16 protein-coding genes are annotated in these 10429 nt (G+C 65.9%); 5 read left to right on the forward strand and 11 right to left on the reverse strand.

The features are described 5' to 3' along the window. Window positions 1-514 (forward strand): carbonic anhydrase (locus ACIQ42_RS10515; protein WP_397422149.1); only part of this gene is annotated, 514 nt, incomplete at its 5' end. Between the two features lie 51 nt (window positions 515-565). Here the strand turns inward: ACIQ42_RS10515 and ACIQ42_RS10520 are convergent. Both ACIQ42_RS10520 and ACIQ42_RS10525 read right to left on the reverse strand, forming a co-directional pair. Continuing rightward, window positions 566-1240: a PEPxxWA-CTERM sorting domain-containing protein gene (locus ACIQ42_RS10520; protein WP_397422150.1), complete on the reverse strand. Its 675-nt coding sequence runs from the start codon at window positions 1238-1240 to the stop codon at window positions 566-568. A 114-nt stretch (window positions 1241-1354) separates the two neighbouring features. Next, entirely contained in the window at window positions 1355-2491 is a 1137-nt protein-coding gene (locus ACIQ42_RS10525) for a DUF418 domain-containing protein (RefSeq protein ID WP_397422151.1), read from the reverse strand. A 72-nt stretch (window positions 2492-2563) separates the two neighbouring features. On the opposite strand from ACIQ42_RS10525, the gene ACIQ42_RS10530 reads away from it, so the two are divergent. After that, window positions 2564-3139 carry a TetR family transcriptional regulator C-terminal domain-containing protein gene (locus ACIQ42_RS10530; protein WP_397422152.1) on the forward strand — a complete coding sequence of 192 codons (576 nt, stop codon included), beginning with the start codon at window positions 2564-2566 and terminating at the stop codon, window positions 3137-3139. 3 nt (window positions 3140-3142) lie between these two features. Here the strand turns inward: ACIQ42_RS10530 and ACIQ42_RS10535 are convergent, their stop codons facing one another. The 6 genes from ACIQ42_RS10535 to ACIQ42_RS10560 form a co-directional block, all read right to left on the reverse strand. Beyond that, a complete protein-coding gene (locus tag ACIQ42_RS10535) occupies window positions 3143-4084 on the reverse strand; it encodes a phytanoyl-CoA dioxygenase family protein (protein WP_397422153.1) in 942 nt (313 codons plus the stop codon). Further along, window positions 4081-4356: a hypothetical protein gene (locus ACIQ42_RS10540; protein ID WP_397422154.1), complete on the reverse strand. Its 276-nt coding sequence runs from the start codon at window positions 4354-4356 to the stop codon at window positions 4081-4083. The genes ACIQ42_RS10535 and ACIQ42_RS10540 overlap by 4 nt, the downstream gene beginning before the upstream one ends. Further along, window positions 4353-4523, reverse strand: coding sequence for a hypothetical protein (locus ACIQ42_RS10545; protein ID WP_397422155.1), 171 nt, complete (start codon window positions 4521-4523; stop codon window positions 4353-4355). Before ACIQ42_RS10545 ends, ACIQ42_RS10540 begins: the two co-directional genes overlap by 4 nt. 60 nt (window positions 4524-4583) lie before the next feature. Continuing rightward, complete coding sequence (locus ACIQ42_RS10550; RefSeq protein WP_397422156.1) at window positions 4584-5600, reverse strand: alpha/beta hydrolase; 1017 nt, start codon at window positions 5598-5600, stop codon at window positions 4584-4586. 88 nt (window positions 5601-5688) lie between these two features. Beyond that, window positions 5689-6312 (reverse strand): glutathione S-transferase family protein, encoded by a 624-nt coding sequence (locus ACIQ42_RS10555; RefSeq protein ID WP_397422157.1) that lies wholly within the window; start codon window positions 6310-6312, stop codon window positions 5689-5691. A gap of 51 nt (window positions 6313-6363) precedes the next feature. Then, window positions 6364-6918 (reverse strand): hypothetical protein, encoded by a 555-nt coding sequence (locus tag ACIQ42_RS10560; RefSeq protein ID WP_397422158.1) that lies wholly within the window; start codon window positions 6916-6918, stop codon window positions 6364-6366. A gap of 136 nt (window positions 6919-7054) precedes the next feature. On the opposite strand from ACIQ42_RS10560, the gene ACIQ42_RS10565 reads away from it, so the two are divergent. After that, window positions 7055-8326 carry a cytochrome P450 gene (locus ACIQ42_RS10565; protein WP_397422159.1) on the forward strand — a complete coding sequence of 424 codons (1272 nt, stop codon included), beginning with the start codon at window positions 7055-7057 and terminating at the stop codon, window positions 8324-8326. Between the two features lie 141 nt (window positions 8327-8467). Beyond that, window positions 8468-8941, forward strand: coding sequence for an SgcJ/EcaC family oxidoreductase (locus tag ACIQ42_RS10570; RefSeq protein WP_397422160.1), 474 nt, complete (start codon window positions 8468-8470; stop codon window positions 8939-8941). A gap of 56 nt (window positions 8942-8997) precedes the next feature. Here the strand turns inward: ACIQ42_RS10570 and ACIQ42_RS10575 are convergent, their stop codons facing one another. Genes ACIQ42_RS10575 through ACIQ42_RS10585 form a run of 3 tightly spaced genes read right to left on the reverse strand, consistent with a single transcriptional unit; the run spans window position 8998 to window position 10149 of the window. Further along, window positions 8998-9414 (reverse strand): RidA family protein, encoded by a 417-nt coding sequence (locus ACIQ42_RS10575; protein WP_397404859.1) that lies wholly within the window; start codon window positions 9412-9414, stop codon window positions 8998-9000. 14 nt (window positions 9415-9428) lie between these two features. Further along, on the reverse strand, window positions 9429-9854 hold the full coding sequence (locus tag ACIQ42_RS10580; RefSeq protein ID WP_397404857.1) for an SRPBCC family protein: 426 nt from the start codon (window positions 9852-9854) through the stop codon (window positions 9429-9431). Between the two features lie 28 nt (window positions 9855-9882). Beyond that, entirely contained in the window at window positions 9883-10149 is a 267-nt protein-coding gene (locus ACIQ42_RS10585) for a hypothetical protein (RefSeq protein WP_397404855.1), read from the reverse strand. A gap of 89 nt (window positions 10150-10238) precedes the next feature. Here ACIQ42_RS10585 and ACIQ42_RS10590 point away from each other — a divergent pair. Then, window positions 10239-10429 (forward strand): hypothetical protein (locus ACIQ42_RS10590; RefSeq protein WP_397422161.1); only part of this gene is annotated, 191 nt, incomplete at its 3' end.

Below are 10429 nucleotides of genomic sequence, written 5' to 3' on the forward strand. Positions count from 1 at the left end.
CGGCAAGGTGGCGGCGGGCCAGGCCCCGTTCGCCACGATCCTGACCTGCGCCGACAGCCGGGTTCCGCCGGAACTGCTGTTCGACCAGGGCCTGGGAGATCTGTTTGTCTGTCGCGTGGCCGGCAATGTGGTGGATGACGCCCTGCTCGCCTCGCTGGAGTATTCGGTCATCCACCTCGGCTCCACCCTGATCATGGTGCTGGGTCACGAACGCTGTGGTGCGATCAAGGCGACCATCGACGCCCTGGCGGGCAAGGGCGATCCGGCCGACGCGGGCACGAAGATCGGGGCGCTGGCCGCCCTGATTGCGCCGGCGGTGCGTGCAGCTCCGGCCGATGCGCCAGACAAGCTGGATGCGGTTGTCTCGATCAACGCCAGCCACGCGGCGGCCGAGATTTTCGTGAACAGCCCGCCGCTGCGCGCCCGTGTGCTCGCCGGCAAGCTCAAGATCGTCGCCGCACGCTACGACCTCGACGATGGCAAGGTCACCCCGGCCAAGGGCCAGGTTGGATAGCAAAAAGCCCCGGCGTCTCCGCCGGGGCCTTCGCCAAAGTCGAAGTCAGGCTCAGGCGAACGCGGCCAGACCGCCATCGCGGCGACGGCGGCGCATCAGCGCGCCGACTCCGCCAAAGCCGATGATCATCATCGCCCAGGTGGTGGGCTCCGGCACGGCCGCCGGATTGAACAGCGTGTAGGACATGACCGAATAGTCCAGCGTGGCTGGTGCGCTGAGGTCCGAGATCTCGAAGCTGGCGAAAAGCGAGTCGAACGAGAACGCGGTGTTGTCAGGCGGGAAGAAGATCACACCGGCCGGAATCTGGCCGGAAGAGGTGACCGAGCCAGAGTTTCCCGACTTCACCAGCGCCATTCCGTTGAAGAAATCGAACACATTGTTGGCTGTCGCGGTATCGCCGACCGGGAAAACCTGGCCACCCAGGCCCAGGCCGAAGGACGTCAGGATGCCGGAAGCCGGGACGGTGAAAAGTTGATCCAGGGTGACCGTCACATTCACGATATCGCCCTGCGCCACCTCAAGGGTGTTCATGCCGTCCAACCCCGAAAGGCCGATCGACCACTGACTGAACGTCGTCGCGCCAATGGTGAAAGGCGGATGGTAGAAGCCGTCGGCGACAACCCCTGACAGGTTGATGTTGTGCACAGTCGCCTGGGCGCTGCCGGCCCATAGGGTGCAGGCCGCCGCAAGCGCGAGGGAGGTTTTCAGAAAGGGTTTGACGAGCATAAAGCTATCCTTGGCTACACTGTAGCCTTGAACATCCCCCGTCCGACCTCAGGACGGTACCTCTCGAATCCGAGGGGTATCTTCGCCTCAGAGGCGATTAGTCCGATGTCTCGCCTAGGCGCCTGGCGCCGTCGCCGGCCGGCCGTAGGTGATCCGGCGCAGCAGGGTTTCCAGCGGCCCTTGCGGCGAGAAACGATCCCAGGCCGTTGCGATCAACCCGCCGCTCAACGCTATGGCCAGCGCAGCGCCGAACAGAGCGGCGTGTCCGAGCGCCCCGAAGAGCCCGAGCCCGTAACCGCCAAAGACAAAGCCGGCAAGGATTCCGTCGGTCACATAGCCGGTCAGGGAATTGCGTCCCGAGGCCAGCAGGTAACCGCGAGGCTTCAGCCGGCGCGCCAGGGCGACGATCGCCAAGAGATAGGTGACCGACAGCATCGGGCCGCCGATCGCCAGACCGACAAACGCCAGACCCTGCACGGCAGCCGGCCAGGTCGCCGCGAACTCGCTGAGGGTCGCCGCATAGGCAATGTTCAGCGGCATGCCCGCGAGCAGCAGCAACGGCGCAGCCCTCTGGAGCCGCGTGAAAACCGGATGACCGGGGCGGAAAAAGTCGCTCTTGGCGGCGGCCAGCCCCGCCGCGAATGCACCAAAAGCCAGGGGGCCGTTGAACAGGGCGATGAAAACGAACGTAGTGGGCCAGTCGCGCAGTCGGGTCGCCGTGGCCTCGAGGTAGCTGCCGCCCAGGCCTGCGCCGACGGACGGCGGGATGCCGCTCTCGCTGACTGCGATCGCCACCAGAGCCAGCGCGATGGCCGCCACCGGCGTCATGCCGAAGGCCAGCCGCATCAGCGCCCTGGCCGACCAGTTGCGCACCGGCCAGATCAGCACGCCCAGGCAGGCATAGAGCACCAGAATGTCCCCGGAAAACACCAGGATCGCGTGGGCGGCGCCGATCACACCGAGGCCCAGCAACCGTCGGGAATAGCGCGCGCCAAACGAGACCCCGGCGCGTGCCGCCGAGGCGGCCTGGATATGCAGGCCCCATCCGAAGATGAACGAAAACAGCAGGAAGAACTTGCCCTGGAAGAACGCCTCCACGGCGAAGAGCGCTATCTGGTCGGCCAGGGTGTCGGGCGCCAAGACCTGCGCCTCGGCCGGCAGCGCCATGAATGGCACGTTGACCACGCAGATGCCGATCAGCGCCAGGGTGCGGATCATGTCGACCTCGGTGTTGCGGCGTTCCGGTTTCATCGCTATCCATCGTTGAGCAATTGCTCAATGCTTTATTGAGCAATCGCTCAATGCTGTCAAGGAAGGTCCGTCATGGAGCGGTCAGACCGAAGTGCGGACGATCGCCGCGGCGCGATCCTGCGGGCGACCGTCGACCTGCTTGTCGAGGTCGGGCTGGCCCGGGCGCGGACCCGTGACGTCACGGAGCGATCCGGTGTCGGCACCGGCCTGCTCAATCACTACTTCCGCTGGTCAGACCTTCGGGCGACGGCCTGGGGCCTGATTTTCGACGATGTGATCCCCAGACAATTCGGTGCGGCACTCAGTCCCGCCGACGCCATGGACCACTTCTTTGCCCAGAATTTCACCCCCGACTCCGAGCCGTTCTGGAGGCTCTGGCTGGAAGCCAGCGAGATGGCCGGACAGGACCCCGCCATGTCGGCCGCCCTCAAGTCCGCGCAGGCGCGCCTCGAAACCGCCCTGGGCGACGTCCTTCGGGCGGGATGCGCCCTAGGCGTCTGGACATTGCCCGAACCAGGCGACACCGCGCTGCGATTGATTGCGCTGCACGACGGTCTGGCGGCCTTGTTGATGACCGCCTCGACCAGTCTCGACGCTGCATCGGCTGAGCGCCACATGCGACGTGCCTTCGCCCTGGAGTGCGCCTGATCGTCAGGCTGGCGCGGCCTCCGCCTCCAGCCGCGTCATCCAGTAGTCCGCATCGAACGACGGATCGCCGCTGAGGTAACGCCACAGCTTCACCCGGTTCACATATTCCAGTCGCCCGGTGTCCTGCTCGAACCAGGGTTCCGGCGTCATCAGGATCGCCGCGACGCTCTCCGGATCTGACGGGGTTTTCACATAGAAGATCGGCCGTTGCGGCGCACGCGGCTCAATCGGCTCGACATCCCAGCGACGCACCTGTGAGCCAGACGCGTGCATGCGGATCTTGAACATGTAGCGGGTGCGGTCCGACAGGTTCACGCCCCCGCCGTGCCAGATGCCGTGATGCAGGAAGAGCAGGGTGCCTGCCTCGCAGACCATGTGCTGTTGCCCGCGGATGTTCTGGTAGCGCCCCAGCGCCACCTCGCTGACCTTGCGCAGGTGGGTGCCGGGGATGAACCGCGTGCCGCCCATGGGCCGGGTCACCTTGTGCGGATAGTACATCACCTGCACATCGAAGGCCTGCCGTGGGTCGATGGTCGAGTCCTGGTGCGTATGCTGACTGACGCTCTCGCCGCCCGAGGCCGCGTGATAGGCGGGCGGAAACGTGATGTGCAGGAAGTGGTGGTCGAACACCGGGTCATCGCCCAGCAGGCTTTGCAGCGCCCCGCGCACCAGCGGCAGATCCAGCAACCGCGAGATGGCGCTGCCCTCGGGATAGGTCTGGCTGAGCGGTGTGCCCGCCGATACCTCCGGGATCGCATTGGCCGCCAGCGCCTTGCCATAGGTTTTCATCAGCCGCTCGCCCGGCTTCGGCTCGGCGACCTCGCCGGCCTCGGCCATGAACTGGGCATTGATGTCGTCCGGCACCACGGCATCGAATCGCAGGAAGCCGCGGGCGACGAAGCGGGCCATCTGGGCGGAGCTGAGCAGGGGCGGGGCCTGGCTCATGGGGTCACCTCAACCAGTTGTTCGAACCAGAATTCGTACTTCAGATAGGCGATGTCGAATTCCTCGCCCCGCGCATGCGGGTTCAGCTGGGATGCCTGGAACAGTCGCCAACCATCCTTCAGCGCGGCCAGACCCGTGGCGTAGGGGACCTCTTCGCTGTCGCCGGCCATATGCAGTTTTTCACCGGTCCCGTCATAGACGGCCCAGGCGATGGTCGGCGCGTCCAGCGCGCTGTTGGCCAGATAGAGGACCAGGACTTTCTGGCGGGTCACGGGTTTTGGCTTCCTTGACCGAGGGCGAAGCTCAGCATGGTGTTCAAGGCCTCCCACGGCACGCTCATGTGCGACTGTCCCGGGAACACCTTGCTCTCGACCTTGCAGCCCGGCGCGCCCTTGAGGGCTGAAAGGCGCCCGGCAAGTTCCGAGGCGTTCTCGACCATGCCAGCGAACGCGCCGAAGTAGGCGCCGCCAGCCAGACACCCGTCATTCGGATCATGGCCTCAGCCCGCCAGATGTTCGTCGAAGAACCGGGCGACGTCCTGGAACGCTACCGCCGATTCCGGCGCGTCGAAGGCGTAGATGTATTCGGCGTGGCTCATCGCCTCGTGCACTTCCAGACGTGCGGTGACGCCCGCCGTCCGCATGGCGCGGTAGACCCGCACAGTGTCGCTCAGCAGGATGTCGCGTGTTCCGGTGACGAAGACTGTGGGCGGGAAGCCCGAGAACTCCCCGAATACCGGCGACACCAGCGGATGGGTCACGCCCGCCGGTCCGGCATAGAGTTCGGCCATGGCTCGCCCTAAGCCGTCGAAGTTCGAGAAGATCCCGTCCACATGGGCGTTGACCTGATAGCTGTCACTGGCGCCGGTGAGGTCCGCCCAGGGGGTGCCCAGCGCCAGGGCGCCGGGAAGCGCCTCGCCAAGCGTCTTCAGCTTCAGCGCCAGGGCCAGGGTCAGCCCGCCGCCGGCCGAGGTTCCGAACGCGCCCATGGCTGTGGCCGGGCGATCCGCACGCAGCGCCTGCCAGACGGCCACGGCGTCGTCGACTGCCGCCGGGAACGGATGCTCAGGCGGCATCCGGTAGTCCACCGAAATCACTTTCATGCCCGAGTGGTGCGCGCCCAGCACGGCCTCGCCGGTACTGGCCTCGCCGCCGTTCAGCGCGTAGCCGCCGCCGTGAAAGTGAACCAGCAGCTTGCCCGACTTGGCAGGATCCAGCGTCGACGGTGTGATCTCGCGCACCGTCACCCCGGCGATCTGACGCAGTTCGGACTTATGCGGGAACATCGCCTTGATCGCCGGCGCTACGCTCAGCGCCTGGGCGTCCATCTGGGCAATCACGGCTTTCCACTCGGCGGCGTTGCCAGGCGCCCAGCCGGCCGGCAGTCCGCCGCCGGCGGCGGCCGCTGCCGCCATCCCCGAGATCGACCGTTGCAGCTGCGGGCTGACGGTGGTGGGCGTTGCAAGCCGCTTGGCGGGAACGTCACGGTGGGTCTGGATCTGGCCGGCGTCGTCCATGGTCGTCTCCTCGTCGCCGCACTCCGGCGGTCAGGACGACATCGTGGACCGAAGGCCCGGGGTCACGCCAGTGGGAATCGCGCCCGATTCAGATCGGTTCGGCCTGTCGCGCCATCGCCCGCTGGAATGCTGGCCGCTCGGTCAGGGCGTCGAGGTATCGCAGACAGCCCGGCTTGTAGCGCGCGTCCAGCCCCAGTGACCGGCCCAGGTAAAGCGCATAGTGCACCGCGATGTCGGCCATGGTGAACCGGTCGGCGCAGAGATAGGACCGACCATCCTCCAGCGCCGCCTCCACGCTGCGCAGCCGCGACAGATACCAGACGGAATAGTCTTCCACCGCCTGTGGCAGCCGTCGTTCCTTTGGCTCCAGGCGGGAGTACCGCAGCACGATCGTCTGCGGAAAGGTCAGGGTCGCGTCGCTTCGGAACAGCCAGTTGATGTAGGCGCCGTAGTCGGCCTCTGAAGGATCCACCCGGAGCGGTGTCGGCCCATGGGTTTCGGCCAGATAGTGGCAGATGCCGGTCGACTCGGTCAGCGTTGTGGCGCCGTCGGTGAGGGTCGGTACGGTCCCGAGCGGGTTGATGGCCAGGTAGCCTGGATAGGTCGAGCGTGGCGGAAAGGCCATGTTGACCAGCTCATAGTCGACGCCCAGTTCCTCCAGCGCCCACAGGGCCCGCAGCGAGCGCGCATCGCGACAATGATAGAGTTTCATAGGCTGACCCCCGTGATCCGACGCGACCAGAGCCGTTGGACGCTGCGTCGGTCAAGTCCCGGTGCTGGATCGGGCGCCGGCAACGGCCTTGTCCAGCGCCAGCGGCAGGTATTGGTCCAACTGGGCCAGCACGGCCTGATAGTCGGCCATGGGTTTCCCCCAGGCGTCAGGAACGTCTGTGGCAGTCCCGGAGGCGTAAAGCGCCAGGGGATGTGTCTTGGCCTTGGCCTGCGGGTAGGTCGCGGTCAGGCTCGCCGCGTGTTTGGCCGTCATGGTCAGTATCAGGTCGGCATGGCGAACGTCTGCGGCCGTCAGCGCCCGGGCGCGATGGGCGAGAACATCAAATCCCCGACCGGCCATCAAGGTCGCCGCGTGTTGCTCCGGCGCTTCGTCGAACGGATCCACGTCAAGACCGCGCGAGATCACCGCCACGTGCAGGCTGCGCCGGCGGATCATGTCGCGCAAAAGCGTTTCGGCCATCAGGCTGCGGCCGGTGTTGCCGGTGTCGACAATGGCGATCTTCAGCGGTTCAGTTGCGGCGCGGACCCATTCCGGTGCAGCGGCAAACCCCAGCATCATCGCCAGCGTGCGGCGTCGGTCGGTCATGGCACAAAACTCCTGTTTGCCTGGTTCGATCACGCGAGTGGCATCCCGGCTATTCGAATTTAACTTGCACGACGCCCTCACCTGCGTCGTGATCATCAAAACGGCGCCTCAAGATGCGTCGAACGGGAGCATCATCATGTCCGACGGCAATACCGAAATCAAAGCCGGGGCTCAGGCCGACGTCTACGCCCTGCCGCTTGAGACCCTGCATCCGGCCCAGGCCGACCTGTTCGCCGCCAACGCCATGTGGCCCTATTTTGAGCGCCTGCGCGCCGAGGCGCCGGTCCACTACACACCCGACAGCGAGTACGGCCCCTACTGGTCGATCACCCGCTACAACGACATCATCGCCGTCGACACCAACCACCAGGTGTTCTCTTCGGCCGACGGCATCGCGCTGCAGACCCTCGAGGCCAAGGCCGAGGCCGACAAGCGTCCGCGCGGCTCCAGCTTCATCGGCATGGACCCGCCGGAGCACGACGTGCAGCGCAAGGCGGTCAGCCCCGTCGTCGCCCCCGCCAACCTGGCCGCCATGGCGCCGCTGATCCGCGAGCGGGCCGGCAAGATCCTCGACGGCCTGCCGATCGGCGAAGAGTTCGACTGGGTCGACCTGGTGTCCAAGGAGCTGACGGCCATGACCCTGGCCACGCTCTTCGACTTCCCGCAGGAGGACCGCCGCCTGCTGACCCACTGGTCGGACATGTTCACCAACCAGCCCGGCCATGGCCCGGCGAAGAGCTGGGACCACAAGCGCGAGCAGGCGGACGAATGCTTCGGCCGCTTCACCGAACTGTGGAACGAGCGGGTCAACGCCCCGCCGAAGTTCGACCTCGTCTCGATGATGGCGCACGCGCCCGCCACCCGGAACCTCAGCCTGCGCGACTATCACAGCAATGTCGTGCTGCTGATCATCGGGGGCAATGACACGACCCGGAACACGATCTCCGGCTCGATCTACGCGCTCAACAAGAACCCGGACCAGTACGAGAAGCTGCGCGCCGACCCCTCGCTGATCACCGCGATGGTCTCCGAGACGATCCGCTGGCAGACCCCCCTGGCCCACATGTCGCGCACCGCCACCCAGGACTTCGAAATGGGCGGCAAGATGATCAGGAAAGGCGATACGGTGGTCATGTGGTACGTTTCGGGCAACCGCGATGATAGCGTCATCATCGACCCCGAGCGTTACAACATCGAGCGCGAGCGGCCCCGACAGCACCTCTCCTTCGGCTTCGGCATCCACCGCTGCGTGGGCAACCGCCTGGCCGAACTGCAGCTGCAGATCATCTGGGAAGAGATCCTGGCCCGCTTCCCGGAGGTGCGCGTCGTCCGCGAACCCACCCGCACCCACTCGGCTTTCGTGAAGGGCTACGAGACCCTGCCGGTAGTGATTCCCAGCCGGAACTAGGTGAGCGCGGCCTTTCATTGGCGGCGTCAATGAAAGGTAACTGGATGTCTCATCCTGAATATCATTGATCTAGGTCAGGTCGAACCCATCTGCGGCCTGCGCATCCGCGCGATCGCATTTCTACCGATCCTCGGAGACCTGATGACCAAGACCCTGCTCGCCGGCGCACTGGCCGCTGTGATGACCGCTGGCGCGCCTGCCGCCTTCGCCGCGACCAAGTCGTGCCCGACCGTCTCGCCGGCTGCTGTCGAGCAGCAGTTCACCGCCTTCAACGCCGCCTGGGCCACCAAGGACCCGGACAAGGTTACCGCGCTGTTTGCTCCGTCGGCCGTGCTGCTGGCCACCGTCTCCAACACGCCGCGCACCACGCCGGCGGCTGTTCGGGACTATTTCGTCAGCTTCCTGAAGAACAGCCCGCAGGCGACGATCAACTCCAGCACCGTCAAGATCGACTGCAACACGGCGACCCGCGTCGGCCTCTGGACCGTGGCGCTCACCAACCCGACCACGGGCGTCAAGACCGACGTCAAGGCGCGGTATTCCTTCACCTACCTCTGGGATGGTTCGGCCTGGAAAATCGACCACCTGCACTCATCGGTCCTACCCGAAACCTAGGACTACACTGGCCCCTGCCGAGACATCTGTCCGGCAGGGGCTTCTTTGTGCCTCACCTAGGGCAGCACGGCCTCGGCCTCGATCTCCACCCGGGCGTTGGGGTCTACCAGGCCCGTCACGCCCACCAGCGTCATGGCCGGATAGTGCCGACCCAGTGTGGCGGCCCAGGCTTCACCCACCATGGCGCCGCCAGTATTGAACTCGGCCATGTCGGTCACATAGGCGCGCAGCAGCACGATGTTGCCGATGTCGCCGCCGGCGGCGCGCACCACGGTGATCAAGTTCTCCAGCGCCAGCCGCCACTGTTCGCCCAGCGTGAGGCCGACGGCGACGGGCGCGTTGCCCGCCCGCGCCAGTTGGCCTGACACCCGGATCGTCGTGCCACCCCGCGAACTCACCGCATGGGCGAAGCCCCGCGGCCGTGTCCAGCCCTCGGGCAGGATCGCCTGATAGTCGATGCCCACGTCACTCATGGTCAGGCGTTTCCTCAGGCTTTGGGCGGTTCAAGACCAAGCGCGCGCTTCATCGCCTTGATGTTGCCGCGGCAGAACTTGGTGAGTTGCTCGGTGGTCGCTTCCAGCGTGGAGGCGTCCTTCGGGTCGAACTTCACGATGTACTCGATGCGGCAGCTGGTCGCGTCGCCCGGAACGACCGAGACCGTCGAGAAGTAGGCGTTCATGTCCGGGCGATCCAACGTGTAGGTGTAGTGCCAGGGCCCTTCGTCGGTCATCAGTTCCTGGATGGTGCGGCCGCCCGGCATGGTCAGGGTGCGCACCTTGCCCTTGGGCGTCACCTCGGTGCTCTCGGCCTCCAGGGCGCCGGCCCATTTGCGAATGCCGGAGAAGTCGCCGATCACCGCCCAGACGGCTTCTGCGCCCAGCGCCGCGTCGTCGCCTACCTTGATTTCATGCATGGTCGTGTTTCCTCTTTAGATTTCGTTGTCAGCAGGACGAACCGCTGCAGGCCGCCGTCCGGTCGCCCATCTTTGACATCTCGGCTGCGTCGCGCTCACGGCGGCGTTCCCATTCTTCGGGCGTCGCGCAGACGCGCTTCTTGAAGTGACTGCCCAGCTGAGCCTCGGTGACGCAGACCTTCTTGGGCTCGGCGGGCTTGGCGGCCTCGACCGGCGGTTTTGCCTCCGCCGGTTTCGGCACCTCGGCGCCCTGCGTCGACAGCGCCATAGCCAGGATCAAACCGGAGATCATCATTTCATCTTCCCCCGCCTTCGGTTACGCCGAAGCGTGTGTACGAACGCCATCCTACACAGCCGTCGCCCCGACCCAAGAGGAACCTGTCCATGTCGCAGCCTGAGGCCCCCACTTTGCAGTCCGCCCTGGGCCAGGTGCGCACCGTCAGTCGCGAAGACGGACGCGCCGTGATCGAATACATGTGCGCACCGCACATGTGCCACTCCGGCGGGGTGGCACAGGGGGGCTTCGTCAGCGGCTGGATCGACGCAGCGATGGCCGGCGCGGCCATGTCCGAATC

The organism is Phenylobacterium sp., from assembly GCF_044372605.1.
Lineage (GTDB): Bacteria > Pseudomonadota > Alphaproteobacteria > Caulobacterales > Caulobacteraceae > Phenylobacterium.